Source organism: Falsiroseomonas sp. HC035, assembly GCF_050563525.1.
GTDB lineage: Bacteria > Pseudomonadota > Alphaproteobacteria > Acetobacterales > Acetobacteraceae > Falsiroseomonas.
Map to the genome: position 1 here is coordinate 144,103 of NZ_JBNXUN010000008.1, position 24,930 is coordinate 169,032.

The window sequence follows — 24,930 nt, forward strand, 5'->3', positions numbered from 1 at the left end:
CCGTGGCGGGGGCCGACCTTGCCGCCCCCGTCCGGACCCAGTTGCCATGGCCGCTCGCCCTATCGGGCCGGCGGCATCAACTCCAGCAGCGCCGCGGCCACCTGCCCCGGCAGGCCGGCCTGGCCTTCCGCAACCAAGGCGGCCTCCGCCACCATTGCCCGCGTCCTGCCATGATCCGATAGCACGGCCGCCACCTGCTCCGCCAGCGCCCCGGCATCGGCCCGCACACGTAGGGCGCCGCCGGCCTGCAGCAGCCGTGCCACGGGTTCCGTGAAGTTGGCCGTGTGCGGCCCGAGCAGGATCGGGCAGCCGAGCCGCGCCGCCTCCAGCGGGTTCTGCCCGCCATGCGGCACCAGGCTGCCGCCGACCAGCGCCACGCTGGCCAGCCGATAGAACAGCCCCAGCTCGCCCAGCGTATCCGCGACATAGACCGCGACCTGCGCCCCTGGGGCGCCACCGTCGCTGCGCCGCGCCACCGCCAGGCCCTGCCGCGCGGCGAGATCGGCCACGGACGCGCCGCGCTCCGGATGGCGCGGCACCAGCACCGTCAGCAGGTCGGGCCGCGCCAAGGCCAGACGCGCATGCGCCTCCAGCACCAGCGCCTCCTCCCCCGGGTGGGTCGAGGCCGCGAGGAACACCGGCCGGTCGCCGAGCAACCGGCGCAGCCTGTCCAGCGCGGCCTGGTCCACCGGCAGCGGCGGCGCCGCGGCCTTGAGGTCGCCCCAGCTCAGCGCCGCCACGGCGCCCAGGGCCTGAAGCCGCGAACGATCCTCCTCCGTCCGCGCCAGCACCAGACGGAAGCCGCCGAGGATGTCCCGGGCCGTGGCCGGAAAGCGACGCCATCGGGCGAAGGAGCGGGGACTGATGCGGGCATTGACCAGGGCCATCGGCAAGCCGCGTTGCCGCGCCGCCTCCAGCAGGTTGGGCCACAGCTCGCTTTCCACCAGCGCCCCAGCATCCGGCCGCCAGCCATCCAGGAACCGCCCGACCCAGCGCGGCACATCGAGCGGCAGGAAACGGTGGATCACGCGCGGCGCGTCGGGCCGTGCCAGGTCAGGCGGCAGGTGACGCATCAGCGTTTCCGCCCCGGTGACGGTGCCGGTGGTGATTAGCAGGTGCAGGGCCGAATCGGCGGCGGCCAGCGCCTCGATCACCGGCAGCACGGACCGCGCCTCGCCGACGCTGGCGGCGTGCAGCCACAGCAGGCGGCCGGGTGGACGCGTGGTCCCAAGGCCGCGGCGTTCGTGCAGGCGCGCGCCAATCTCCTTGCCGCGGCCGACGCGGCGGGACAGGTGCCAGGGCAGCAGCGGCGCGGCCAGGTTCGCGGCCAGCCGCCACATCGTCGCCGGCAGCCTCATGCGCGGGCTGGCTCGACCGTGCCGCAAAGCCGGTCCGCCTCGTCGCAGGCGGCGCTGAGCGCGGCGGCGATGGCGGGCAGCGCGGCTTCGGCGCCATCCCGCGCCACCACCATCGGCGCGCCGCAGACCAGCACGCCGCGGCCGAAGGGCAGCGGGAACATCATGCGGTCCCAGGAGCCCAGGCGCCGCTGCGCGCTGGTCGCGCCCGCCACCGGCACCACCGGCGCGCCGGACACCGCCGCCAGCTGCGCCACCCCCGGCGCCGCCTGCCGGCGCGGGCCGCGCGGGCCGTCCGGCGTGATCAGCACCGGCTGGCCCTGGCGCAACGCCCGCAGCAGCCCCGCCAGCGCCCCGGCGCCACCGCGGCGGGAGGAGCCATAGATCATGGCGACGCCGAACCGCGCCACCGCCGCACCAATGAAGCGCCCATCCCGGTGCCGGCTGACCAGCACATGCGGGCGCAGCGACCGCACGGCGGGTTCGGCGGCGCCGGCGAGGTCGAACAGCGGCGGGATCAGCGGCAGGCGCTCATGCCAGAAGGCCAGGATCAGCGGCTGCCCCTGTGCCACCAGCGCCAGCGCCGGCTCCGCCCCCAGCAGCCGCCAGCGCGTGGTGCGGACCACAAGCGTCAGGTACAGCCCGACAAGCCGCGCCAGCCCGCCCTGGACCGCTGGATGCCGGATCAGCTTTCGCATCATGGGCCAGGTTGGACGCACGCCATGCCTGCGGCGGTAGCACGCCCCGCCGGAGTTAGGAAACCGAGTGGGTTCGACCCCTGTTCAGGCGCGGGGCCGTGCCGGGATCGGCAGCAGGCTGTCGCGGAACCGGTGCGCGCAGGCGGCCCAGGAAAAGCGGGTGGCATGCGCCCGGCAGGCCGCCCGGTCCGCCTCCAGCGCGCCGAGGCAGGCCGCGCGCAGATCCTGCTCCAGCGCCCCCACCGGCGCCTCGCCGATCACGTCGAGCGGCCCGGTCACCGGATAGGCCGCAACCGGGGTGCCGCTGGCCAGTGCCTCCAGCAGCACCAGGCCGAAGGTATCGGTCAGCGACGGGAAGACGAAGACGTCGGCCCGGGCATAGGCGCGGGCCAGCGGGCCGTTGGTGCGCCAGCCGGTGAAATGCACGGCGGGGAAGCGCCGCATCAGCGCGGTGCGCTGCGGGCCATCGCCGACCACCACCTTGCTGCCGGGCAGGTCGAGCGCCAGGAACGCCTCCAGGTTCTTCTCCACCGCCACCCGGCCGGCGTACAGGAAGATCGGCCGCGGCAGCGCCTCCCACGCCTCCGCCTCGCCTTGTTCCGCGGCCTTCGGGTGGAAACGCTCCAGGTCGACGCCGCGCGACCACGGCACCACATGGGCGAAGCCGCGGCCTGCGAGCTCCGCCACCAAGGTCGGCGTGGCGGCCAGCGTGGCACCGCCGGCCGCGTGGAAATGCCGCATCAGCGCCCAGGACCAGGATTTCGGGATGCGGGTACGGGCGTGCAGGTAGTCCGGGAACTTGGTGTGGAAGGAGGTGGTGAACCGCCAGCCGCGCCGCCGGCACAGCGCCCGCATCGCCCAGCCGAGCGGCCCTTCCGTCGCCACATGCACCGCATCCGGCCGGAACGCCTCGACCAGCCGGGCCAGTCGCCGGCGGGGCGCCAGCGCCAGCCGGATCTCGGCATAGCCGGGCGTCGGCAGGGTGGCGAAGCGATCCGGCCCGATCACCTCCACCACGTCGCCGCCGGCGCGCAGTTCCTCGACCACGATCTGCATGGTCCGCACCACGCCGTTCACCTGCGGCGTCCAGGCATCGGAAACGACGAGGATGCGCAGCGGTCCCGTCGCCGTGGTCACCTCCGCAGCCGGAAGAGCCCCCATCCCCCAGACCTGTCCTGCGTCCAACCCGCGCCCTTCGCCTAGACCGCTTCCGGTGTCTCCACCGGGGCCACTTCCGCAACCGAAGAATCCTCCCCGGTCCGGAAGAAGCTAAAGCGGTTCTCGCGCGCCCAGTCCACCAGCTGGAATGAACCATCCTCGTGTTCGACCAGCGCGGTGCAGCTTTCCACCCAGTCGCCATCGTTCATGTACAGGATGCCCTGAACGTCGCGCATCTCGGCGTGGTGGATGTGGCCGCAGACTACGCCGTCCAGCCCGCGCCGGCGGGCTTCCTGGGCCAGCGCCACCTCGAAGCGATCGATCGCCTTCACCGCCCCCTTCACCTGGCGCTTCAGCCATTGCGAAAGCGACCAGTAGGGGTAGCCGAAGCGGCGGCGCAGCGCGTTGAAGTGGCGGTTTGCGGCCAGGGCGGCGTCGTAGGCCCAGTCGCCGAGATGGGCGATGACCTTGGCGTAGCGCACCACGCTGTCGAATTCATCGCCGTGGATCACCAGGAAGCGGCGGCCATCCGCGGCCTGGTGCACCGCCTCCTTGGCGAGGCGCACGCCCGCGACTTCCAGCCCGAGCCAGTCGCGGAACATCTCGTCGTGGTTGCCGGGAATCCAGACCACGTCGGAGCCCTCGCGGGCCATGCGCAGCACCAGGCGGATGGCCTCGTCGTGGTCGGCATCCCAGTACCAGGATTTCCGCAGGCGCCAGCCATCGATGATGTCGCCCACCAGGTACAGCCGCTCGCAGTCCGTGCGGCGCAGGAAGTCCACCAGGAAGTCGGCGCGGCAGCCCTTGGTGCCGAGATGGGTATCGGACAGGAACACCGTCCGGTAGCGGCGCCGGGAAGGTCGCAGGAAGTCGGGGCTGTGCATGGTCTCGTCCCGCCAATCTCCGGGAGGTGCCGGGCCGCGATTCGGCCGATCCCGTTTCGTGGGCGGGCTGTATCGCGCGGTGCCGGCCCGCGACGTGAAGCTTGAGTGACGTGTGCTGCGGTGCACCCAGACCATGTGCCCACCAGCCGAGCGTTAGCGCTTCCTTCAGCCGCGCCTGCCAGATTGCGACCGTGTCGAGGAGGCCGGGATGACGGAAGAAGCCATGGCCGTGGAACCGGCGGAGGAGATCGGCTGGGACCTGGCGCTCGGGCACGCGCGGCGGGAGGCGGGGCGCCTGGCGGCGCTGATCGGCGTGAATGTGCTCGACACGCGGCCGGAGGCGGAATTCGACGCGCTGGTGCAGCGCGCCGCGGCGGATTTCGAGGTTCCGATCTCCCTGGTTTCGCTCGTCGATGCGGATCGGCAGTGGTTCAAGGCGGCGGTGGGGCTGCCCGCCAGCCATGAGACTCCCCGCGCCCAGGCCTTCTGCGACCATGCGATCCGGGACTCGTCGGTGCTGGTGGTGCCGGATGCCGCGGCCGATCCGCGCTTCTCGGACAACCCGCTGGTCACCGGCGCTCCCAACATCCGCTTCTATGCCGGTGCGCCGCTGACCCTGCCGGAGGGATCGCGGCTCGGCACGCTCTGCGTCATCGATACGGTGCCGCGCCCGGATTTCAGCCCGGAGGCGGCCGCCGCGCTGGCGGCCCTGGCCGAGGCCGCTTCCGTCCTGCTCGCCCGCCGCCAGCCCTGAGAGCCGTCCATGCCGAAGGAAGTCCGCTACGTCCTGTTCTCACCCGATGAGGTGCAGGGCGCATTGGTGGAGGGTCTCACCCTCGCCGACCCCGGATGGGAGACGACAGCCGGTCCGGTACGACTGGACCTGGCCATCGCGCCATCCGGGGAGGTGATGGCCCGGCTGGTGCCGCGGCAGCCACGCATCGGGCGGCGCCGCGACTGGTCCTTCAATGCGGGGGACATGCTGACGATGCTGCTGCAATCCTGCCGGCGCAACCGCATCCCGCTGCCGCTGCGCGGACACAAGCGGCTGGAGTTGATGGGGGCCTGCCTGTGCCTCACGGTCACGCTCAGCAATGCCCAGGTCGAACCCGAGGTGATGCTGCAGGAAATCCGCTACATGGACCCGGCCCTGCTGCCCCTGCTCGAACGCGGGGTGTGAAGGCCACCTCCTAGGCTCGGCGCTCCTGCCCCAGCGCGAGCATCGCCGCGGCCAGCCCCGCGCCGAGCGACACCACCGCGAAGCCGGCCGCCGCGCTGAGGCCCAGCAAGCCCAGGCCGGCAGCCGGCACCAGCGCCAACGCGACGGTGGACATGCCGAGCAGGGCCGATCCGGCGGCGAGGATGCAGAGGGCGATCAGCATGCTTTGTCCTCCAGCAGGTCGTCGGGAAACTTTGTAGCGCCCACTTCATGCGCCTTTTTCTCGCCATGATCCAGGCAAGAACAAGGCGGCCCCCGCCAGAGGCCGCCTGTGTGTCTTTCAGGCCGCAGCAGGGAATCGCAGCTGGTCCGCCGGCGGCTGGAATTGCGGCAGGTAGAAATCCGCCGCCGCCAATGCGGTCGGAATGGCAAAGGCAGTGCGGATGGTCTCGATCGCGGCCTGCATCCGCGCCATCGGCAGGTTGCCCAGGCCGCCGGACATCACCTCCGGCGTGCGGATGAACTCGAAATTCGCCACCAGCCGCGCCCGTTCCAGCGCCGCCGGCGCAGTGGCATCGCGCCGCACCAGGGCCGCGATCGCGGCATCCGGGTCGCGCGCCGCCTCCGCATGGCCGCGGAAGATGGCGCGGATCATGCCGGTGACGATGCGCGGATTGGCCTCCGCATAGGGCCGGCGCACCTGCAGCGCGGTGGACAGCAGCGTCACCCCGAAGGCGGAGTAGCGCATGGAGAGGATATCCTCCGCCGCCACGTTCAGCGACCGCAGGCTGAACACGCCGGAGGTCTCGAACCCGGTGATGGCATCCGCATCGCCGCGCGCCAGCATCGGCTCCCGCAGCGGCGGCGTCACCGTGATCCAGGTGACCTTGCTGGCATCAATGCCGGTGGCCTGGGCGAAGGCCGGGAACAACTGGCGGCCGGCATCGGTCTCCGGCGCCGCCAGGCGCTTGCCCTCCAGGTCCTTCGGCACGCGGATGCCGGTGCGGCGCAGCGTCATCGCGGCCAGCGGGCTGCCCTGCTGCAGCACGAAGGGCGTGATGACATCGGTGTTCGGCTGCGTCAGCCGCATCCGCATGGTGGAGGAGATGTCGCCGACGCCGAATTCATAGGCGCCGCTGGCCACCTTCACCGGCACGTCGCCGGAGCCGAAGCCGCGATCGATGGTGACGGCCAGCCCTTCCTCCCGGAAGAAGCCGCGGTCGAGCGCCAGGAGGTAGCAGGATTGCGGCCCCTGGAAGGCCCAGTCGAGCGAGAACTTCACCGGCGTCAGCGCCGCCTGGCCCCGGGCCAGGTGCGGCGTGGCGAGCAGGCCACCGGCGGCGGTGAGGAGGATGCGGCGGGTCGTCGTCATCGGTCGGGCCCTTCCTGGCGCGTACCTCCGGGGCACGCGACTTTGATTCCGTTTCCGAACCAAGCAACCGCCATGCCGTGAAGCCGCGGCTGCCCTGCGCCAAATGCAGGGCTGATTTGCCGTCTTTTGCGGCGGCCTGCCGTAGTCCCGGGCGGCCGATCGCGAAGCCCGGCGGACTTGGCCGTGGCACACCGGTTGCGACACGCCGGTTGTGACAGACACTTCGAACCAGCCGAAACCATCCTGATGCTCGCCACGCGCCAGAAGATCCTCCGTCGCTTCTGGTACCCGGTGATGCCGGAGACTGCGCTGCCGGACGCGAAGCCGGTGCCGTTCCGGCTGCTTGGCCAGGACATCGTGCTGTGGCGCGGGCGCGGCGGGGCCGTAGCGGCACTGGCGGATCGCTGCCCGCATCGCGGCGCGAAGCTGTCCACCGGCTTCATCGACGAGGCGGTGCCGGACGGCCCGGCGCTGGCATGCGGCGACCATGGCTGGGCCTATGGCGCCGATGGCCGCTGCGTGAAGGTGCCCAAGGCCGCCGACCCGTTGCGCGGCCTCAAGGGCGGCGCCCGGCCGCACCACGCCGCCAGCCGCCATGGCTGGATCTGGGTGGCGCTGGAAACTCCCTTGGCGGACATCCCCGACATCCCGGAGGCCGCCGACCCGCGCTTCCGCCGCATCGACGAGTTCCACGAGCCCTGGGCGGTGGCCGGCCTGCGGATCATGGAGAACAGCTTCGACACCGCGCATTTCTCCTACGTCCACGCCGCGACCTTCGGCATTCCTGAGGACCCGCGCCCGGCACCCTCGACCATCGAGCACACCGACTGGGGCTTCGTCATGCGGTCGGAGGCACCAGTTTCCAACCGCGGCATCGGCAAGGAGCTGCTGAAGTCGAATGGCGACCGCACCGTGCGGATCATCGAGGGCCGCTGGTTCCTGCCCTTCTTCCGCGCCAGCCGCATCGACTACCCGACCGGCCTGCCCACATCCTGTGCACCGGCGAGACGCCGATCGACGACGCCACCAGCATGATCTGCCAATGGGTTCTCCGAAATGACACCGAGGCCGATTCACCGGCCGAGAAGGTCATTGCCTTCGACCGCGCCGTGACGACCGAGGATCGCGGCGTGCTGGAGACCACGACCTACGACGTGCCGCTTTCGAGGCAAGCCGAGTGGTGACCGCAGCAACCGCGCTCAGCAGCATGAGCGGGCGCTGGCCATCGCGCTTCTTGGCCTCAAGACCCTGCCCGGCGCGAGCGAGTTGGCCATTCCGCACCGCACTGGCCACCGAAACCTCGAAGCGAGCCGCCGCCACTCGGACGGTCGCACCTTCCGCCAGTGCAGCGGCAACGCGTGAGCGCAAATCCAGGTGCGCCACACCATGGCGACGGAGTTTCTGGTGGAAGACCCGACCGCGGTCCGCATGGCCGGCGCCGCCCTAGGCCACGTCAACGGCCGCAGCGTCAACGAGGTCTATGACAGGTCCGGTTCCGCCGGCCAGCACCTGCTCTGGAAGAAGCTGCTGGCCCGGCAGCTTCGGCAGATCCGGGACAACGATCATGAGGATGAATGGTGAGGCCCGAACGACGGCAGGGAGCTTAGCTCGCGGATCCGCCTGATGCTGGAGGAAGCGCTCGATGAGTGAAGTCCAGACCGGGGTCGGCGGCACCGAAAGGTCCGAGGATCAAACAACCAGGGACCGAGGGCGAGTAGCAGGCTGGTACGGTTAAGTTGGGTACTTGGGTTCACGAGCATCTGCATGAACACGCTGTACCTCTCGACAAGAGGTTGCCCGGCGTCTGCGTGGGCGCCGGCACGCACCTGGGTGCCCGCGTGCCGGGCGTGGTCTCCTCTGCCAAGACCAAGTGGTGCCGCATGGTCGCACGGTGCTGGCGGCAGGCCGGGCAGCGTGGGGGTTTCCCTGCCGCCCCCGGCCTTGCTAGACCTGATCCAATGTCAAATAAGGGCAGCGCGTGCGACCCCCGACTTCGCTTACACCACCGCGTCCAGATGATGAGGTGGTGCGCGCACTGCTTCTGACCGCCCAGATGCGGCGCGACCGGGATCGCCTGGCGGCGGCGCAGGCCGAAATCGCGCTGCTGCAGGCTCGCCTGGCCCGGCTGGAATTGCTGGCCCCGACGCGGGCCTATCGCGGTGCCGTCAGGCTTTACCGCCAGCTTCCCTTCGGGCTGCGGCAAGCCGTGCATCGCCTGCGCGGCAACCAGGCCGCGGCGCTGGCCCAACCCCCTGGGGCAGCGCCGCAAGCCAGCCCGGCCTCGCGCGGGCGCGCCATTGTCATTGATGACAACTGGCCCCGCCCGGACCGCGACTCCGGTTCGCTTGATATCGTCAACCTCGTGCAGTCGCTCGACCGTCTCGGCTTTGAGGTCATCCTCGCCGCGGCGCGGGAACACAAGGCGGAGGCGCCGGCACGCGATGCCCTGGTCGCGGCCGGCCTGCGTTGCCTGCGGCCGGAGGAGGCACCCTCGGTCGAGACGTTCCTCGAGGCCCAGGGGCCGACGCTGGACCTGTGCGTGCTGTGCCGCGTCTATTGCGGAGGCCGTTTCCTGGAGCCGGCGCTGGCGCAGGCGCGCAAGGCGCGCATCGTGTTCAACTCGGTGGACCTGCACTTCCTGCGCCTGGAACGTCAGGCGCACATCGAGAATGACGCCAAGGGCCTCGCCATCGCGCAGCAGGTCCGGGCGCGGGAGGAGGCGATCATCCGCGCCAGCGACGCCACCATCGTCGTCTCCGCCACCGAGCTCGAATTCCTGGCGCGCGAGGTGCCGCAGGCGTTGGCGGTGGAATTGCCGCTGGCACGGCGCCTGGTCCGGCCAGCGACGGGCTTTTCCGAACGTCGCGGCATCGGCTTCATCGGCGGCTTCCAGCACACGCCCAATATCGACGCCATTCGCCACTTCCTGGCAGAAATCTGGCCGCTGGTGCTACGCGACCTGCCGGAGATGGAGCTGAGCATTGTCGGGCCCGACTTCCCCGCCGAACTTCTGCGGGGCGTACCGGGCCGGGTGCGCGCTCTTGGCCACCTGCCGGATGTCGGGCCTTGGTTCGAGGAACTGCGCCTGACCATCGCGCCGCTGCGCTTCGGCGCCGGCGCCAAGGGAAAGGTCGCCTCCAGCCTGTCCGCCGGCGTGCCCTGCATCGCGACGCCGGTGGCGGCGGAAGGCATGTCCCTGACCGAAGCCTCGGGCGTGCTGGTGGCGGAGGATGCCGCCGCCTTCGCCGCGCGGCTACGCGAGGCTTATTCCGACGCCGCGTTGTGGAACCGCCTCTCCGCCGATGGATTGGCCTATGCCGCGCGCACGCTGTCGATCGAGGCCTGGCAGGCGCGGCTCGACCGGATGCTGCGCCGCATCGGACTGTAGCCGCACCGGGTCACTCCCTGCGCTGGTCCAGCGCGCGGGACAGCCGCGCGACCTCGGCCGCCAGCCTGGCCTGATCGGCCTCCAGCCGAGCCAACTTCTCCTGCGTCTCGCGCAGCGCGGCGTGCAGTCGGCGCACCGGCGGCAGCAGAAGGCTCATCCGGGTCGAGAGCGATTGCGGGCGCGTCGCGGGCTCCGGCAGTTGCGCGGTGATGGTCATAAAGTCGCTGCCGATGCGCCCATCGGCCATCGCCGCATCCTCCGCATCGAACAGGCGCTGCATGGCGACGCAGTCCTGCGGGTCGTCGGGGCGGAAGTTCTGGCCGATATCCGCGAGCAGCAGGTGCAGCACCGCGCCACCCAGCCGGCGCTCCTCGATCACGTCGAAATGGGCGCGCATCAGCGGCACGATCTCCGCCGACCGCACCGATTCAGACGGATCGAAGGCGATCATGTCGGCGATGGTCGGCCGCGCGATTCGCGGCTTGGTCTGCCCGTCCGGCAGTCGCTTCAGCCGGTCCGGCAACTGATCCAGCAGCGTGTTGCACAGCTCGAGCTGTGCGTCCGTCCACTGGAAGCGCGTCGGTCCGACGAATTCATTCAGGTGGAACAGTCCTCCCGGCCGCAGCGCCCGCTTCACCGCCGCGAACAACTCCTCCAGCCGCTCCACGTGATGGACCGACGAATGCGCGAAGATGATGTCGAAGCCCGGCGCGAAGGACGCGGATTCCAGGTCGGAGACTTCGTAGCTGATGCGGTCGGCATAGCCCGCTTCCGCCGCCAGGCGCCGCGCCTCCAGGATGGCGCCCTCCGCCAGGTCCAGCGCCTCGATACGCTGCACCAGGTCGGTGGCGATCAGGCCACGTTCCAGGGCGCCGAAGCCGCAGCCGATCGACAGGGTGCGGGCCACCGGCAGGCGCCAGCCACGGGCCCGAAGAAGCTCCGCCAGATGGCCATAGGCGTCGCAGTCGGCGCGGCCCGAGGCCAGCCGGTTCACGCGGTCGCGCACCATTGGGTGGGCCATCCAATAGCGGCCAAGCTCCTGGGTGTCGCGGGCCGCATCCGCGGACCAGACCTCGTTGACCTTGGCCCGGCGCAGATCCTCGTCGGGCGCGTCTGTGGTTTCCATAGAGACGGTATAGCCGGGCCCGCGGAGGGATGACGAGCTAAACGGCGCGCTGATCCGGCAGGATGAAGCCAACGTGAAATGAAACTATGGGCAATTCAACGCAGTTCGGACATGAGTTTGCCCGCTTCGTATAAAGACCATGTTCACGGACATTTGAGGCGTCCTGAAAGCGACAATCTCGTGCCGGTCGATTATCCGGAGAAGAATCGCGTTGGCCTCGACAGGGCTGCGTGACCTTGGAGAACTATTTCCTCGGCCGCATCACGCCATCGGATCACGCAATCCCGTTATCACGCGCTAGTTTATTCTGCGAATGCGGAATGAAACCATGGCGGGTCACGATGTGTTGGGCCGGAGCTGGCGGGAACGCATGGTAATCGACCGGAAGTCTACCGGCGGACGGGCGCGGCCGGTTGGACAGGATCAGGAGACTGGGTCATCGACATGCTGGATCAGATGGCAGGCGTCACCCTCGGCGAGGAGCTGACCTGGGACCCGGTGCGGATTGCCCAGCCCGGTGCCTGGGTGGGCCACATCCCCTTTGCGTTCTGGGTCGTGAAGACGCTGCGGCCGGCCTGCCTGGTCGAGCTCGGCACCCACACCGGCAATTCCTACTTCGCCCTCTGCCAGGCGCTGAACGTGTTCTGCCCGGGCGCACGCGCCTTCGCCGTGGACACCTGGCAGGGCGACGACCATGCCGGCCACTACGGCGAGGAAGTCTTCAACGATGTGACGCGCTTCAACGCGGCGCATTTCGGCCAATTCTCGACCTTGATCCGCAACACCTTCGACGACGCCCGCGCCTATTTCCCCGATGACGGCTCAGCCGGCGGCATCGACCTGCTGCACATCGACGGCCTGCACAGCTACGAGGCTGTGCGCCATGATTTCGAGACCTGGCGCGGCGCCCTGTCGCCGCGCGCCGTGGTGCTGTTCCACGACATCAACGTGCGCGAGCGTGGTTTCGGCGTCTGGAAGCTGTGGGAGGAATTGCGCGGCATCTATCCCGGCTTCGCCTTCGACCATTCCAACGGCCTCGGCGTGCTCGGCGTCGGCCCGGACCAGGACCCCGAGCTGCGCGCGTTGTTCAGCATGGGCGCCGAGGGCGCTGCGCGGTTCCGCCGTCGGATCGCGGCGCGCGGCGAGGCGTTCCAGCGCCAGGCGGATCTCCTGGCGCTGGGGGACCAGATCGCCGCAAAGGACACGCATATCGGTGCGCTGACGGCGCAGCTGGCGGATCTGCCGGCGCTGGTCGCGGAGCATGCGGCTGCCCGCACGGAAGCCGAGACGCTGCGCGCCCGGCTCGCGGAGCTGGAGGCCCGGCAGGAGGAAGCCGGCCGCGCCGCCGCCTGGCAGGCGGACCTGCTGGCGCTGCAACGCGAGCAGGTCAGCGCGCGGGACGCCATGGTTGCAATGCTTGCCGATATCGTCACGGCGCGTGCCGCCGCCATCGCGCTGCGCGATGGCCTGATCAACCAGCGCGACCAGCTGGCGATGCGGATGGCCGCTCAGCTGCACGAACAACGCCACATCGCCCGGCAAGAAGCGAGCGAGCTTCAGAACCAGGTGCTGCAGGCAAAGCAGCAGCGGGACGACATGTCGGGACAGGTCGCCCGGGTCCAGGCTGAGGCGCAGCAGGCGGTGCAGGCCGTCACGCAGCAATATGTCGGCTCCACCTCCTGGCGACTGACGCGGCCCATGCGAGTCGCCGTGCGGCTGCTGCGCGAAGGCCGCCTGCGCCCGCAGCAGGACCTGCTGCCCAGCCCGCCGGCGCAACCGCCGCAATTCGCCCTGCCGCCGCCGGAACCCAGGGCTGAAGACGCGCCAAGGCTTTCGGCCAAGGCGGCGATGCGTGCTACGCTTTCGGCACGGCTCGATGCCTTCCTGGCTACCCCGGCGAAGCTGCGCCTGCCCTGCGCCGAGGCGCCAGATGTCAGCATCGTGCTGGTTCTGTACAACCAGGCCGAACTGACCTTCGCTTGCCTCGCATCGATCGCAGAGACGCTGGCCGGTACCGAGACCGGCGTCCAGGTCATCATTCTGGACAATGCCTCCACCGACCGCACCAGCGAACTCCTGGAACGCGTCACGGGCGCGGAGATCATCCGCAGCGACACCAACCTGCATTTCCTGAAGGGCGTGAACCGGGCCGCGCACGCCGCCACCGGTCGGACGCTGCTGCTGCTGAACAACGATGCCCAGCTGCTGCCCGGCGCTGTCGCCGCGGCACTACGGACATTGGACTCGGCCGACGACATCGGCGCTGTAGGTGGCCGCATCATCCTGCCGGACGGAACCCTGCAGGAAGCCGGGTCGATCCTGTGGAACACCGGAGCCGCCGCCGGCTATGGCCGCGGCCAGGACCCGAACGGGCCGGACGTGATGTTCCAGCGCGACGTCGACTACTGCTCCGGCGCCTTCCTGCTGACGCCCATGGCGGCATGGCGCGGGCTCGGAGGCTTCGACGAGGCTTTCGCACCGGCCTACTACGAGGAAACCGATTACTGCGTGCGGCTGTGGAAGTCCGGCCGACGTGTTGTCTTCGATCCGGACGTGGCAATCCTGCACTACGAATTCGGCAGCTCAAGTTCCACCGAGGCCGCGCTCGCGTTGCAGGAGGCGAACCACCGTATCTTCGTGCAGCGGCACCGCGACTGGCTTGATGGCCAGTTCCCGCCCGACCCGCAGAACGTGCTGGCCGCACGCACCGCACGCAGCGACGGCCCCCGTGTGTTGGTGATCGAGGATCGCGTGCCGAAAGTGGAGCTGGGCAGCGGCTATCCGCGCTCGAACCGGCTGCTGCACGAGCTGGTCGAGGCCGGCGCGGAGGTCACGCTGTTCCCGACACATAGCAAGCCGGAGACCTGGCACGGCGTGCGGCGGGCGCTGGACAAGCGCATCGAGGTGCTGATCAAGGCCGAGGCGGCGCAGCTCCACGCCTATCTCAGCGCCAGGCGTGGGCATTTTGACGCCATCATCGTCTGCCGCCCGCACAACATGGCGTCGCTGGAGGAAGCAGTAGGCTTCCAGCGCGACCTGATCGGCGAGGCCCGCGTGATCTATGACGCGGAGGCGCTGTTCGTGACGCGCGACCTGCAGCAGCGCGCCGCTTCCGGCGACGCGGCCACGGATGCCGAACGCCATGCGCTTGTGGCGAAGGAAGCCGCGCTGACGCGGCTGGCCGACAGCGTGATGTCGGTTTCCGCCGCCGAGCGCGAGACGCTGGAGACCTATGGCGCGCGGGAGGTGTTCATCCTGGCCCATGCGCTGGAAGAGGAACCGCTGGAGAGCGGCTTCGCCGATCGCGAGCGCATCGTCTTTCTCGGCGCCATCCACCAGGAGGATTCACCGAACGCGGATTCGGTGCGCTGGTTCGCGCAGGAGATCCTGCCCGGCATCCGCCGCGTGCTGGACCCGGCAACGCGCCTGACCGTCGTCGGCATGAACCGCGCGCCGAGCATCGCGGCGCTGGACGGCACGGCGCTGGAGCTGCGCGGCATGGTCGAGGACCTGCGTGCGGCGCTGGCCGATGCGCGGGTGATGGTGGTGCCGACGCGGCTCGGCGCCGGCATCCCGCACAAGGTCCACCAGGCCGCCGCGCTCGGTATCCCGATGGTGGTCACGAAGCTGATCGCGGACCAGCTTGGCTGGCAGGATGGGCAGGAGGTGCTGGTGGCCGATGACGGCGCCGCCTTCGCCGCCGCCGTCGCCCGGCTGTACCGCGACCCGGCACTGTGGGAACGGCTGCGCCGCACGGCGCTGGACCGGGTGCGCGTGGAATGCGCGCCGAGCGCCTTCCGGGCTCAACTTCGCTCCGCGCTGGCCAACGTGCCGATCACCCGCCGCCGCGTGCAACACGCGCCGCCACGCCAGTCGCCCGTCGCGCAACGACCTGCCGAACCCGGCACCAGCCGCGCCTTCGCATCGGACCACAGCATGGCGGTGCCGTTCGATTTTCCGCCCATGCAGGCGCCCACGCCGCGCATCGGCGTGATCTGCCACCTGTTCCATCCGGAGATCGGGCCGGAGGTTCGGGCCTATCTGCGCAACCTGCCGGTGCCCGCGAACCTGTTCCTGTCCACCGACACGGCGGAAAAGGCCGCCGCCATCGGTGCTACCTTCGCCGATTGGCAGGAGGGCCGGGTGGATGTGCGCGTTATGCCGAACCGTGGCCGCGACATCGCGCCGAAGCTGGTCGGGTTCAAGGACGCCTATGCCGACCACGACCTGGTGCTGCACCTGCATTCCAAGCAGTCGCACCACGCGCCCTTCCTGATGCCGTGGCGCAGCTTCCTGTTCGAGAATCTTCTCGGCTCCCGCGCCGTCGTGTCCAGCATCCTGGATGCCTTCGCGCGCCTGCCACGCCTCGGCATGCTGGCGCCGCAGCACTATGAGGGCGTTCGCCGGTGGCTCGGCTGGAACGGCAACTACCCGCAGGCGCGCGACATGGCACGACGCATGGGTATCGCCGTCTCGCCGACGAGGGCGCTGGATTTTCCCTCAGGCTCCATGTTCTGGGCACGGCCGGCGGCGCTGCAGCCGCTGCTCGCCCTTGACCTGTCCTTTGACGACTTCCCGCCGGAAGGCGCGCAGCTGGACCACACCACGGCGCATGTGATCGAGCGCCTGTACTTCCTGGCCTGCGAGCGCAGCGGTCATGCGTGGCTGAAGGTGGCGCAGCCGGCGCTGCATGCGGATACCAGCACCATCGTCACCATCCGCAGCCCGATGGAACTGGAACGCTACCTGACGGAATATGGCGTGATGCTGACCGGCCCCGCGGCGCTGCCGGTGACGGAGGGCCTGCCGCCGCTGGTCACGCGCATCCCGCCCGGGCTGGTGCGACGCCTCGCGCAGCGGGGGTTCTGAGGCCGGTGCGATTCTTCCGCAAGCCGGCCGCACCGCGGGCCGGCGCAGGGCGCGTCAGCGTCGTCGTACCGCTCTACAACCATGCCGGCTACATCGCGCCCGCGATCGACAGCGTGCTGGCGCAGGGGGAGGTGCTGCGGGAAGTCATCGTCATCGACGATGGCTCGACCGATGACTCGGCGCGCGTCATGCAGGGCCTGACCGCGCGCGATCCCCGCATCCGCTTCCGCAGCCAGCCGAACCAGGGCGCCCACGCCACCATCAACGCCGGCCTGGCCGAGTGCGGCGCGGACTACATCGCCATCCTGAATTCCGACGACGTCTTCCTGCCCGGCCGGCTGGATGCGCTGGCGCTGCGGCTGGATGCGGAGCCGGATTGCGTGCTCGCCGCCACCGGCATCACCTTCATCGACGGCAACGGCGCCGCCATTGCCAATCCCTGGCATGCGGAGGCGCTGGCCTTCCGCGCCGGGCAGGACTGGGCCACCGCGCTGGTCAACGCGAACTTCCTGATGACGACGTCGAACTTCCTGTTCCGCCGTGACCTGCCGGCGCGGATCGGCGGCTTCGCGGCGCTGCGCTACACGCACGACCTGGATTTCGCGCTGCGGGCGCTGGCGCTGGGCCATCGCATCGCTTGGCTCGACGAGGCGCTGCTGCGCTACCGCATCCACGGCAGCAATACGATCGCAGAGGATCACCGCCGCGTCCGTGCCGAATGGGCCGCCTCCGCCGCCGCCTACCTGACCCTGCTCTGGGACCGACCGGGTGCGGCGGAGCCGGATTGGGACGCGGCGGCCGCCATGGAACAGGTGTTCCAGCGCCACGACTTGGCGCGCGCCGTGCACCCCTGCATGGCCTATCTGCGCCGGCACGGGGAGGCACGACTGGACCTTTCCCCGCTGCTGGCGGACCAGCCCTTCCGCGCTCGGCTGGCGGGCTGGGTCTGATGCGCATCCTGATCCTCAGCAACCTGTATCCGCCCAACGTGGTCGGCGGCTATGAGCGCCTGTGCCACGAGGTCGCGACCGAGCTCGCGGCGCGCGGACACGAGATCACGGTGCTGACCAGCCGCCACGGCGGCAAGGTGGCGGACTACCCCGGCCAGCGCATCATCCGCGACTGGAACCTGCTGACCGGCGCCGAGATCTACGCGCCTTTCCCCGGCACCGCCGAGGACCGCGCCGCCGTGAACGCGGAAAACCTGGCGACGCTGCATCGCGTGCTGGACGAAACCCGGCCCGACATCGTCTTCGCCTGGAACCTGTTCTTCCTTGACGCTTCGATCCTGGCGGCGCTGGAGGCCAGCCCCTGCCGCACCGTGGTCATGCTGACCGACAACTGGCTGCTGGTCATGCGGAACCCGGAATTCGTCGCCGGCTTCTTCCGCGACGTGGTGCATGGCAGTGGCGCCTTCATCCCGCCGCCGCCGCCGCCTGCCTGGCGCGCCCTGGCCGGCCGCACCAAGCGTGCGCTGCAGCGCGCCATCGGCCTCCAGCCGCCGAGGCGGCTGGAGGCGATCTTCGGCGCCCGCTTCATGCGTGACTTCTACGCCGCCGGCGGATCGCTGTTCCGCAGCCACCGCGTCGTCCACAACGGCGTCCGCCAGGCGCCGCGACCAGCCACCGCCGTGCCGGACCGCAGCCGGCTGGTGCAGCCCGGCACGCTGCGCCTGCTGTTCGCCGGCCGGCTGGTGGACCTGAAGGGCGCCGATACGGCGGTGGCGGCGCTGCCGCTGCTGGATCCGGCGGAACTCGGCGTCGAACGCGTCACGCTCACCATCCTCGGCGATGGCCAGGATGCTGCCTATCTCGCACGCTTCCAGGCCGCGGTCGCCGCGAGCGGCCGCGTCGCCGATATCGAGATGCGTGCGCCGGTGGCGGAGGCCGAGCTTCCGGCCTTGTTCGATGCGCACGACATCTACCTGTTCCCTTCGCTCTACGAGCCCTTCTCGCTCACCCTGATCCACGCCTTGGCCTGCGGCATTCCGACCATCGCCTCCGATGTCGGCGGCAACCCGGAGATCGTGCGCGACGGGGAATCCGGGCTGCTGTTCCGCAAGGGCGATGCCGCCAGCCTCGCCGCTGCCATCGGCCGGCTCGCCGGCGATCCGGCGCTGCGCGCGCGGCTGGCGGCGGAAGGGCAGGAGACGGGGCGGCGCTTCACCTTCGAACGCATGGCCAGCGAAATGGAAGCTTTCCTGAAGGCGGCGCCATGAACATGCAGCGTCGCCATGGCGCGGTGCTCGGCGATGGCCTGTCGGGCACGCGTTGTCTGGTGCTCGGCGCCGGTGGCTTCATCGGCCTGAACCTGTGCCGCGCCCTGCTGCGCGCGGGTGCCGCTGTGCATGGCTATGGCCGCCCGCCCGCTTGGCCGGGTGCGCTGCCGGACCTTCGCTGGACGCAGGCTGAATTCGGCGACACGGCCGCACTCGGCGCCGCGCTGGAGGGTGCGGAGGTCGTCTTCCACCTGCTCGGCGGCAGCGTGCCCGCGGCGGCGGAGCGTGACCCGGCGGCGGATCTTCGCATCAACGGTGTTGCCTCGGTCGAACTGCTTGGCCTGTGCCGCGCGGCCGGGGTGCGGCGCATGGTCTTCGTCTCCTCGGGCGGCACCGTCTATGGCGTGCCGCGCATCCTGCCGATCCCGGAGGATCACCCGACCGACCCGATCTCGGCCTACGGCATCCACAAGCTGCTGGTGGAAAAGCACCTCGGCCTGCTGGCTCACCGGCACGGGCTGCATTCGGTCGTGCTGCGCGCCGCCAACCCCTATGGCCCGTTCCAGAGCCCCGATCGCGGCCAGGGTGTCATCGCCGCGCTGATCGCCCGTCGCTTGGCCGGGATGCCGGTGGAGGTGTGGGGCGACGGCCAGGTGGTGCGCGATTTCCTGCATGTGGAAGACCTGGTGGCAGCGATGCTGCGCGCCGCGGTGCATGCGGGGGAGGAGAGACTTTTCAACGTCGGCTCCGGCACCGGCCGCTCGATCCTCGATGTCGTCGCCTCGGTCGATGCGATGCTCGGCCTGCGCGGCGCCGAGATCCACCACCACCCGGCGCGGCCGGTGGACGTGCCGGTCAACGTGCTCGACATCTCCCGCATCCGGCGCGTGCTGGGCTGGGCGCCGCGCACCGACTGGATGGCCGGGCTGCGTGGCACGGCGGAATGGCTGCGCGGCGTGCTGCCGGCGCGGCAGGGCGCGCTGGTGCGGCGATGAGGCGCGAGGCGACGCTGATCCAGTCCCGCCGCCTGGCACCCTCCGCGGAGGGCGGCTGGCACCGCATCTTCTTCGCGGTGGAGGCGCTGGAGGAAACCACGATCCTCTATGTGACCCTGCACGACGCCGCCGGCGAATCGCTCAGCGGCAACCTGTACCTGCACGCGCCACCCGCGCCGGATGGCGGGCGGGAGGAACATCAGCTGATCTGGTACGTGCCCGGCGAGGCCTGCGAGGCGCGGCTTTCCGCGCTCGGTCCCGCCGCGGCCGCGCTGCGGGCCAAGGCATTCCTGCTGCAGCCGCTGAGCCGTGCAGCAGCCGCGGCGCGACTGCTGCGCCACGCCCCGCTGGAGGAGGTTGCCGGCCTGGCGCGCCTAGCGCTGACCCAGCCGCGCAGCCTGCGCCGCCAGCTTCGCCACGTGCTGGCACTGACGGCCAACAAGGCGCAGGTGCCCCGGCAATCCTATGCCGCCTGGATCGCGCTGTTCGACCAATGGTCGGCGCAGGATTTTCCCGAAGGCGCCCCGGTGCCGGACATCGCCTATCTGGTGCTGGCGCGGGATGCGGAATCGCCCGCCCTGGCCGCGACGCTGGCGAGCCTCGCCGCGCAGCCGACCCGGCCGGCCCATGCCGTGCTGCATCCAGACGCGCCGCTGCGGCCGGCCATCGCCACGCTGGATGCCGGCAGCATCGGCATACTCCAGGCCGGGGAGGTGCTGCCGCCGCATGCGACCCAGCTCGCGGCACGGAACCTCGGCGCAGCCGAGATCACCATCGCCGACGAGGATGATCTGGCGGCGGACGGCACCCGCCACGATCCGCGCTTCAAGCCCCGGCCGAACCTGGCGCTGATGCTGTCCGGCACGCAGTCGCGCGGCCTGTGGCTGGTGCGGCGGGACACGCTGCTGCGCCACGCGCCGGAGGCCGTGGATACGGCGGAGGCGCTGCGCCTTGCCACCTGGCTCGCGCGGCATCGCGCAGACCCGCGGCCCTTCAGCCATCGTATCCCGCACATCCTGGCACATCGCCGGCCGGATGCGGAAGCGGCCGCGCCGGAGGCGCTGGCGGCGATCGTGGCGCGGCACCTGGAGGATGGCGGACCGGCCATCACGCCCGTCGCGTCCTGGCCGCTGACGTTCCGGCTCGGCGCCACGGGGAAGGAGCCGCGCGTCGCCGCCATCGTCCCGTCCACGCTGCGTGCGCGCCATTCCCTGGCCTGCATCCGCGCCATCCTGGACGGCACCGACCATGCGGCGTTCGAGCTGCATGTGGTGGTGATGCAGCCCGGCCCGCTGGATGCCCGGCAGCGCGCGGCGGCGGCGGCGATCACGCGCCACCCGAACGCGACGGTGACCTGGCTGCAGGCGCCGGGCTTCAACTTCTCCGCCGCCAACAACCACATGGCGAAGCGTACGCGCGGCGAGCACATCCTGCTGCTGAACGACGACATCTCCCCGATCCGGCGCGACTGGCTGCGCTGGATGTGCGCCTTCCTGGCCGACGAACAGGTGGGCATGGTGGGTGCGCGGCTGCTGTATCCCGACGGCAGCGTGCAGCATGGCGGCATCATCATGGGCCTGTCCGGCCTGTGCGACCACGCGCATCGCCACCTGCCCGGCGGCGACCCCGGCTACATGTCCCGCGCCGTACTGGCGCAGGAGCTTTCGGCGGTGACGGCCGCCTGCATGCTGGTGCGCCGCAGCCTGTTCGAACAGGTCGGCGGCCTCGACGAAAGCTATCCCAGCGCCTTCAACGACGTGGATTTCGCGCTGCGCGTCGGCGAGACCGGGCACGCCATCGTCTATGCGCCGCAGGCGGAACTGCACCACCATGAGCTGCTGACCTACGGCAACCACTATGCCGGCGACCGCGCCGCCTTCCACGCCCTCGAGGTGCATCGGATGCGGCGGCGCTGGCAAGCGGTCTGCGCCAACGATCCCTTCCACAACCCAAACCTCGGCCTGGCGCTTGGCGTTGAATGGAAGCTGGCCTTCCCGCCACGCAACGCCGCGGAACCGGATGCGGCACGCAAAGCTTCAGGCGCGGGTTGCCTGCAGGATCGATTGCATGCCGCCGAGATGCCCCAGTTCCGCTGACCAGTAGAACACCATCGTCGGATCGCGGAATCCGGCCTCGCGCAGATCCTGCATCAGTGCCCAGCCGAAGTGCCGGAAGCAGAGCACGCCGGATTCGTCCAGCGGGTCGCCGTGGTATTCCGGCGGCAGGATGTGGCGGATGGCGCCATCTGGCTGCAGCTCCGCACGCGTGACATGCAGGTGCGATTCCAGCGCGAATGGCACCGTCATCAGCAGCGTTCCGCCCGGCCGCAGGCAGGGCGCGAATTCACGCAGCCCAGCCATGTGATCGGGCACGTGTTCCAGCACGTCGAAGCTTCCGATGCAGGCGAAGGTACCGCTCGCCAGCCTCAGCGCGGCCACGTCCTCATGCCGCACGCCGGCAGCGTTGATCTGACCGGGGGCGGCGCCATCGCGCAGGTATTCGCTGCCGGCCAGACGCGGGAAGCGTGCGGCGGTGGCGCGATACAGCGGCGTCAGCTGTTCGGTCAGGTAGACGGCATCCGCGGGGTTGGTTGCCTCCGTCATGAACATCAGCGCCGCGCGCATGCGGTTGTTCAGGCCGCAGCTCGGGCAGGTCAGGTGTTCTCGCCAGTTCGGCGTGCGGGTGCCGTCATCCGCCGTGAATCCATGCGCGTAGCTGGTCTGGAACTGCGAGGCGCGGTGGCAGACCCAGCAATGGCCAAGCACCACAAAGATCGGCTCCGGCCGGATCAGCGCGCATGACCCAGCCCCCTGCCCCGCTCCCGCCCCGGCACCCCGCCGGCACTGGCCGACCTCGCCGCCACCGCCGACCGCGCCCGCGGCTACGCCCACCAGGCCCGCGCGGACAACACCCGGCGCAGCTACGCCATCGCCTGGACGGATTTCTGCGCCTGGTGCGCCGGCCATGGCCTCGCGCCACTGCCGGCCGCCCCCCAGACCGTCGGGCGGTTCCTCGCCGACCGGGCGCAGACCCACCGCCCGGCCTCGCTGCGGCTGCGCCTGGTCGCCATCGGCCAGGCGCACCGCCTGCAGGGCCACAGCCTCAACCCCCGCCACCCGGCGGTGCGCGAGGTCTGGGCCGGCATCCGGCGGACGCATGGCACCGCGCCGCGCCAGACCACCGCGGCGACCAGCGAGGTGCTGCGCGACGCGCTGCGCGAGTTGGCCCGCCGCCCCGGGGCTGCGGCCGCTGCGCGACCGCGCCCTGCTGCTGGTCGGCTTTGCCGCGGCGCTGCGCCGCGCGGAGCTAGTGGGGCTCGACGTCGCCGATCTTCGGCCAGTGCCGAAAGGCATCTTGCTGACGCTTCGCCGGAGCAAGACCGACCCAGACGGCGCCGGCACCGAGGTGGCGCTGCCGCACGGCCAGCACGAACTCACCTGTCCGGTGCGGGCGCTCGCCGCCTGGCGGGCGGCTGCCGGCCTCGCGGACGGGGCCGTCTTCGTCTCGGTGACCAAGGGCGGCCGCGCCACCGCCACCCGGCTCTCCGACCGCGACGTGGCGCGGGTGGTGAAAGCCGCCGTCGCCGCCGCCGGCTACGACCCCGCCAGCTTTGCCGGACACTCGATGCGCGCCGGCTTCGCCACCTCCGCCGCCCGCGCCGGCGTGCCCGAGGCCGCGATCATGCAGCAGACCCGCCACCGCTCCGCCGCCACCCTGCGCGGCTATGTCCGCCGCGGCGGGCTCTTCCGGGACAACGCCGCCAGCAAGGTCGGGCTGTAGGGCGATTAGCGCCATCTTGTCGCGCGGTGATGTGGCGACGGCCGCCGCGGCGCCCCTTATATGCCCCGGCATGAACCGCCCCGCCGGCCCGCCTGATCTTCTTTGACGAAACCTGGGCCAAGACCAACATGACGCGCACCTGCGGCTGGAGCCCGCGCGGCGCGCCGCTGCTGGCCAAGGTGCCGCATGGGCAGTGGAAGACGCTAACCTTCCTCGCCGGCCTGCGGCACGACCGCATCGTTGCGCCCTGCGTCATCGACGGGCCGATCAACGGCCTCTCCTTCACCGCCTGGGTCAGCCAGCTCCCGGCGCCGACGCTGAGCCGCGGTGACATTGTCATTGCCGACAACCTCGGCAGCCACAAAGGCAAGCCTGTCCGCGCAGCACTCCGCGCCGTCGGCACCAAGCCGTTCTTCCTGCCGGCCTACAGCCCAGACCTGAACCCGATCGAGATGGTCTTTGCTAAACTTAAGACACTGCTCCGCAAGGCTGACGAGCGATCCGTCGAGGCAACCTGGCGCAGGATAGGCGACCTGCTCGGCGCCTTCACCTCCGACGAGTGCGCCGCCGACCTCCGCCATGCCGGCTATGCTTCAATCATGGCCTGACAGACTCTAGGCGTGCGCGTACTGTGCGTGCGGCTCGGTGTCCTTGTGCGCGTTGGGGTTCGGAAGCTGCGCCTGGTAGCCGCCGAGTTCCTCGAACACCGCGAGTCATTGCTGCTGGTGCATCGTGTCGCGCGCGATCAGGAAGGCGCGCATGCCCTTCATGCCGGGATCATCCGTCCTGCCATGCAGCCGCAACGCGAGCGCCCGGCCGGACGCCTCCGCCGCCGCATTCGCATTCGCATCCGCCAGCATGTCGCCGGCGATGTTGCCGCTGGCATAGACATGGCTGGCGTTGAACGGCACGCCGTTCGCACCCCTGGCATCGCCGCTAGGCCGGTGGCCAGGATGTGGCGCAGGTTCATGCCGTTCAGTACCGCGCTGGCTACCGGGTCGCCGCCGCCTCCTCCTGGAACGACAGCGGCGCCTTTTCCAGGTTCAGGGCGACGGCGGTCGCCAGCATCTCGATATGGCCGATCTCCTCCGTCCCCGTGTTCAGCAGCATGTCGCGGTACCTGGCTGGCCCGCGCGCCCCCTGCCCTGGAAGATGTATTGCAGGCAGACCCGGATCGCGCACTCGACGCCGCCGATCGCCTGCTGCAGGATACACGCGAAGGCCGGGCTCGGGCGCTCGACGCGCACCCGGTATTGCAGCTTGCCATCCATTTAGAACATCGCATGCAACCTCCGCGCCGGATTGGACCCGGCGGCACACCTCGATGACGCGAAGTCGGTTCGCGCACGGACGTTGCACGAGGCGCGGGCAGGCGTCGCGAAACGCGCCGTCGCGGCAGGGCTGGCGCCGGTTCGCGTCGTTCGCGCAATCGCGACCAGTTGAGGCGGCGCCGGGGCGTCCTTCCCGGCTGCCCGCGTTGCAGCCGCACGCGCGAAAGAAGGATGAGAAGCATGAGCCAGCCCTACGACCCGGATGGCGAGGTGGACCTCGTCGTCAGCCTGCCCACCATCGTCGCCATCATCGACACCGCCCGCGCCGCCGGGGAGTTGCAGGAGGAAGCGGCGAACGAGGATGTGCAGGACCCGGAAACGCCCGACGAGGTCGACCCGGATGCCATGACCGATACGCTCAAGGGCCTGATCGCGGAGCTGAACGAGGATGAGCAGGCGGCCCTGATCGCGCTCACCTGGATCGGCCGCGGTGACCACGACGCGACGGAATGGGAGGAAGCGCGGCGCCTGGCGCGAGAGCGCAACGCGGATGGCTCGGCACCGGACTACCTGGCGGGGATGGAGCTGCTGGGTGACCTGCTGTCGGAGGGCCTTGCGGCCTTCGGCATCGCGGCGGAGGAACAGGAGCGGTAGCGG

Annotated in this window: 22 protein-coding genes and 2 pseudogenes; 14 read left to right on the forward strand and 10 right to left on the reverse strand. The window is 70.5% G+C overall.

Annotated elements, in window-relative coordinates; translation table 11 throughout:
• Positions 1 to 59: 59 nt before the first annotated feature.
• The 4 genes from ACLF3G_RS17885 to ACLF3G_RS17900 all read right to left on the reverse strand — a co-directional run bounded on the left by ACLF3G_RS17885 (position 60) and on the right by ACLF3G_RS17900 (position 4,095).
• Positions 60 to 1,358, reverse strand: a complete 1,299-nt coding sequence (locus tag ACLF3G_RS17885) for a 3-deoxy-D-manno-octulosonic acid transferase (protein ID WP_430670768.1) — start codon at positions 1,356 to 1,358, stop codon at positions 60 to 62.
• Positions 1,355 to 2,056 (reverse strand): lysophospholipid acyltransferase family protein, encoded by a 702-nt coding sequence (locus ACLF3G_RS17890; protein WP_430670769.1) that lies wholly within the window; start codon positions 2,054 to 2,056, stop codon positions 1,355 to 1,357. The genes ACLF3G_RS17885 and ACLF3G_RS17890 overlap by 4 nt, the downstream gene beginning before the upstream one ends.
• 81 nt (positions 2,057 to 2,137) lie before the next feature.
• Complete coding sequence (locus ACLF3G_RS17895) at positions 2,138 to 3,214, reverse strand: glycosyltransferase family 4 protein (protein ID WP_430670770.1); 1,077 nt, start codon at positions 3,212 to 3,214, stop codon at positions 2,138 to 2,140.
• Positions 3,215 to 3,252: 38 nt separating this feature from the next.
• Positions 3,253 to 4,095 carry a UDP-2,3-diacylglucosamine diphosphatase gene (locus ACLF3G_RS17900; protein ID WP_430670771.1) on the reverse strand — a complete coding sequence of 281 codons (843 nt, stop codon included), beginning with the start codon at positions 4,093 to 4,095 and terminating at the stop codon, positions 3,253 to 3,255.
• Between the two features lie 208 nt (positions 4,096 to 4,303).
• On the opposite strand from ACLF3G_RS17900, the gene ACLF3G_RS17905 reads away from it, so the two are divergent.
• Both ACLF3G_RS17905 and ACLF3G_RS17910 read left to right on the forward strand, forming a co-directional pair.
• The gene (locus tag ACLF3G_RS17905) at positions 4,304 to 4,849 is read left to right on the forward strand and encodes a GAF domain-containing protein (protein WP_430670772.1); all 546 of its coding nucleotides are present in this window, start codon (positions 4,304 to 4,306) and stop codon (positions 4,847 to 4,849) included.
• A gap of 9 nt (positions 4,850 to 4,858) precedes the next feature.
• On the forward strand, positions 4,859 to 5,275 hold the full coding sequence (locus tag ACLF3G_RS17910) for a hypothetical protein (protein WP_430670773.1): 417 nt from the start codon (positions 4,859 to 4,861) through the stop codon (positions 5,273 to 5,275).
• A gap of 10 nt (positions 5,276 to 5,285) precedes the next feature.
• Here ACLF3G_RS17910 and ACLF3G_RS17915 read toward each other — a convergent pair whose 3' ends face one another.
• Complete coding sequence (locus tag ACLF3G_RS17915; RefSeq protein ID WP_430670774.1) at positions 5,286 to 5,477, reverse strand: hypothetical protein; 192 nt, start codon at positions 5,475 to 5,477, stop codon at positions 5,286 to 5,288.
• 117 nt (positions 5,478 to 5,594) lie between these two features.
• Positions 5,595 to 6,626: an ABC transporter substrate-binding protein gene (locus ACLF3G_RS17920; RefSeq protein WP_430670775.1), complete on the reverse strand. Its 1,032-nt coding sequence runs from the start codon at positions 6,624 to 6,626 to the stop codon at positions 5,595 to 5,597.
• Between the two features lie 246 nt (positions 6,627 to 6,872).
• Between ACLF3G_RS17920 and ACLF3G_RS17925 the strand changes: the two genes are divergently transcribed.
• The 4 genes from ACLF3G_RS17925 (at position 6,873) to ACLF3G_RS17940 (ending at position 10,014) form a co-directional block, all read left to right on the forward strand.
• Positions 6,873 to 7,661, forward strand: a complete 789-nt coding sequence (locus ACLF3G_RS17925; RefSeq protein ID WP_430670776.1) for a Rieske 2Fe-2S domain-containing protein — start codon at positions 6,873 to 6,875, stop codon at positions 7,659 to 7,661.
• Positions 7,658 to 7,810: a hypothetical protein gene (locus ACLF3G_RS17930; protein ID WP_430670777.1), complete on the forward strand. Its 153-nt coding sequence runs from the start codon at positions 7,658 to 7,660 to the stop codon at positions 7,808 to 7,810. Before ACLF3G_RS17925 ends, ACLF3G_RS17930 begins: the two co-directional genes overlap by 4 nt.
• A 202-nt stretch (positions 7,811 to 8,012) precedes the next feature.
• Positions 8,013 to 8,207, forward strand: a complete 195-nt coding sequence (locus ACLF3G_RS17935) for a hypothetical protein (RefSeq protein WP_430670778.1) — start codon at positions 8,013 to 8,015, stop codon at positions 8,205 to 8,207.
• A 445-nt stretch (positions 8,208 to 8,652) separates the two neighbouring features.
• Positions 8,653 to 10,014: a glycosyltransferase gene (locus tag ACLF3G_RS17940; RefSeq protein WP_430670779.1), complete on the forward strand. Its 1,362-nt coding sequence runs from the start codon at positions 8,653 to 8,655 to the stop codon at positions 10,012 to 10,014.
• Between the two features lie 10 nt (positions 10,015 to 10,024).
• Here the strand turns inward: ACLF3G_RS17940 and ACLF3G_RS17945 are convergent, their stop codons facing one another.
• Complete coding sequence (locus ACLF3G_RS17945) at positions 10,025 to 11,140, reverse strand: class I SAM-dependent methyltransferase (protein WP_430670780.1); 1,116 nt, start codon at positions 11,138 to 11,140, stop codon at positions 10,025 to 10,027.
• Positions 11,141 to 11,596: 456 nt separating this feature from the next.
• Here ACLF3G_RS17945 and ACLF3G_RS17950 point away from each other — a divergent pair, with 456 nt between their 5' ends.
• From ACLF3G_RS17950 to ACLF3G_RS17970, 5 genes are read left to right on the forward strand one after another with little or no spacing between them, the layout of a single operon-like run.
• Positions 11,597 to 16,009 carry a rhamnan synthesis F family protein gene (locus ACLF3G_RS17950; protein WP_430670781.1) on the forward strand — a complete coding sequence of 1,471 codons (4,413 nt, stop codon included), beginning with the start codon at positions 11,597 to 11,599 and terminating at the stop codon, positions 16,007 to 16,009.
• A gap of 5 nt (positions 16,010 to 16,014) precedes the next feature.
• Entirely contained in the window at positions 16,015 to 16,959 is a 945-nt protein-coding gene (locus ACLF3G_RS17955; RefSeq protein WP_430670782.1) for a glycosyltransferase family 2 protein, read from the forward strand.
• Positions 16,959 to 18,227, forward strand: coding sequence for a glycosyltransferase family 4 protein (locus tag ACLF3G_RS17960; RefSeq protein ID WP_430670783.1), 1,269 nt, complete (start codon positions 16,959 to 16,961; stop codon positions 18,225 to 18,227). The genes ACLF3G_RS17955 and ACLF3G_RS17960 overlap by 1 nt, the downstream gene beginning before the upstream one ends.
• Positions 18,224 to 19,222, forward strand: coding sequence for an NAD-dependent epimerase/dehydratase family protein (locus ACLF3G_RS17965; RefSeq protein WP_430670784.1), 999 nt, complete (start codon positions 18,224 to 18,226; stop codon positions 19,220 to 19,222). The genes ACLF3G_RS17960 and ACLF3G_RS17965 overlap by 4 nt, the downstream gene beginning before the upstream one ends.
• Positions 19,219 to 21,318: a glycosyltransferase gene (locus tag ACLF3G_RS17970; RefSeq protein WP_430670785.1), complete on the forward strand. Its 2,100-nt coding sequence runs from the start codon at positions 19,219 to 19,221 to the stop codon at positions 21,316 to 21,318. The genes ACLF3G_RS17965 and ACLF3G_RS17970 overlap by 4 nt, the downstream gene beginning before the upstream one ends.
• On the opposite strand, the gene ACLF3G_RS17975 is transcribed toward ACLF3G_RS17970, so the two are convergent.
• A complete protein-coding gene (locus ACLF3G_RS17975) occupies positions 21,259 to 22,380 on the reverse strand; it encodes a class I SAM-dependent methyltransferase (RefSeq protein WP_430670786.1) in 1,122 nt (373 codons plus the stop codon). The genes ACLF3G_RS17970 and ACLF3G_RS17975 overlap by 60 nt on opposite strands.
• On the opposite strand from ACLF3G_RS17975, the gene ACLF3G_RS17980 reads away from it, so the two are divergent.
• A complete protein-coding gene (locus tag ACLF3G_RS17980) occupies positions 22,379 to 23,002 on the forward strand; it encodes a site-specific integrase (RefSeq protein WP_430670787.1) in 624 nt (207 codons plus the stop codon). The genes ACLF3G_RS17975 and ACLF3G_RS17980 overlap by 2 nt on opposite strands.
• Positions 23,003 to 23,085: 83 nt before the next feature.
• Positions 23,086 to 23,610: pseudogene (locus tag ACLF3G_RS17985) on the forward strand (IS630 family transposase); the annotation flags it as partial.
• A 105-nt stretch (positions 23,611 to 23,715) separates the two neighbouring features.
• Here the strand turns inward: ACLF3G_RS17985 and ACLF3G_RS17990 are convergent.
• Both ACLF3G_RS17990 and ACLF3G_RS17995 read right to left on the reverse strand, forming a co-directional pair.
• Positions 23,716 to 23,913, reverse strand: a complete 198-nt coding sequence (locus tag ACLF3G_RS17990; protein WP_430670788.1) for a manganese catalase family protein — start codon at positions 23,911 to 23,913, stop codon at positions 23,716 to 23,718.
• A gap of 79 nt (positions 23,914 to 23,992) precedes the next feature.
• Positions 23,993 to 24,273 (reverse strand): annotated as a pseudogene (locus ACLF3G_RS17995) (manganese catalase family protein).
• Between the two features lie 240 nt (positions 24,274 to 24,513).
• Here ACLF3G_RS17995 and ACLF3G_RS18000 point away from each other — a divergent pair.
• The gene (locus tag ACLF3G_RS18000) at positions 24,514 to 24,927 is read left to right on the forward strand and encodes a DUF3775 domain-containing protein (RefSeq protein ID WP_430670789.1); all 414 of its coding nucleotides are present in this window, start codon (positions 24,514 to 24,516) and stop codon (positions 24,925 to 24,927) included.
• The last annotated feature ends 3 nt before the right edge of the window (positions 24,928 to 24,930 follow it).

What these genes read in the sequence shown, in the direction of transcription:
- ACLF3G_RS17960 (WP_430670783.1), top strand. Translation starts at nt 16,959, where the DNA reads ATGCGCATCCTGATCCTCAGCAACCTGTATCCGCCCAACGTGGTCGGC.
- ACLF3G_RS17920 (WP_430670775.1), bottom strand. Translation starts at nt 6,626, where the DNA reads ATGACGACGACCCGCCGCATCCTCCTCACCGCCGCCGGTGGCCTGCTC.
- ACLF3G_RS17885 (WP_430670768.1), bottom strand. Translation starts at nt 1,358, where the DNA reads ATGAGGCTGCCGGCGACGATGTGGCGGCTGGCCGCGAACCTGGCCGCG.
- ACLF3G_RS17925 (WP_430670776.1), top strand. Translation starts at nt 6,873, where the DNA reads ATGCTCGCCACGCGCCAGAAGATCCTCCGTCGCTTCTGGTACCCGGTG.
- ACLF3G_RS17970 (WP_430670785.1), top strand. Translation starts at nt 19,219, where the DNA reads ATGAGGCGCGAGGCGACGCTGATCCAGTCCCGCCGCCTGGCACCCTCC.
- ACLF3G_RS17890 (WP_430670769.1), bottom strand. Translation starts at nt 2,056, where the DNA reads ATGATGCGAAAGCTGATCCGGCATCCAGCGGTCCAGGGCGGGCTGGCG.
- ACLF3G_RS17980 (WP_430670787.1), top strand. Translation starts at nt 22,379, where the DNA reads ATGGCACCGCGCCGCGCCAGACCACCGCGGCGACCAGCGAGGTGCTGC.
- ACLF3G_RS18000 (WP_430670789.1), top strand. Translation starts at nt 24,514, where the DNA reads ATGAGCCAGCCCTACGACCCGGATGGCGAGGTGGACCTCGTCGTCAGC.
- ACLF3G_RS17910 (WP_430670773.1), top strand. Translation starts at nt 4,859, where the DNA reads ATGCCGAAGGAAGTCCGCTACGTCCTGTTCTCACCCGATGAGGTGCAG.
- ACLF3G_RS17945 (WP_430670780.1), bottom strand. Translation starts at nt 11,140, where the DNA reads ATGGAAACCACAGACGCGCCCGACGAGGATCTGCGCCGGGCCAAGGTC.
- ACLF3G_RS17895 (WP_430670770.1), bottom strand. Translation starts at nt 3,214, where the DNA reads ATGGGGGCTCTTCCGGCTGCGGAGGTGACCACGGCGACGGGACCGCTG.
- ACLF3G_RS17935 (WP_430670778.1), top strand. Translation starts at nt 8,013, where the DNA reads ATGGCGACGGAGTTTCTGGTGGAAGACCCGACCGCGGTCCGCATGGCC.
- ACLF3G_RS17975 (WP_430670786.1), bottom strand. Translation starts at nt 22,380, where the DNA reads ATGCGTCCGCCGGATGCCGGCCCAGACCTCGCGCACCGCCGGGTGGCG.
- ACLF3G_RS17900 (WP_430670771.1), bottom strand. Translation starts at nt 4,095, where the DNA reads ATGCACAGCCCCGACTTCCTGCGACCTTCCCGGCGCCGCTACCGGACG.
- ACLF3G_RS17965 (WP_430670784.1), top strand. Translation starts at nt 18,224, where the DNA reads ATGAACATGCAGCGTCGCCATGGCGCGGTGCTCGGCGATGGCCTGTCG.
- ACLF3G_RS17950 (WP_430670781.1), top strand. Translation starts at nt 11,597, where the DNA reads ATGGCAGGCGTCACCCTCGGCGAGGAGCTGACCTGGGACCCGGTGCGG.
- ACLF3G_RS17915 (WP_430670774.1), bottom strand. Translation starts at nt 5,477, where the DNA reads ATGCTGATCGCCCTCTGCATCCTCGCCGCCGGATCGGCCCTGCTCGGC.
- ACLF3G_RS17930 (WP_430670777.1), top strand. Translation starts at nt 7,658, where the DNA reads ATGATCTGCCAATGGGTTCTCCGAAATGACACCGAGGCCGATTCACCG.
- ACLF3G_RS17905 (WP_430670772.1), top strand. Translation starts at nt 4,304, where the DNA reads ATGACGGAAGAAGCCATGGCCGTGGAACCGGCGGAGGAGATCGGCTGG.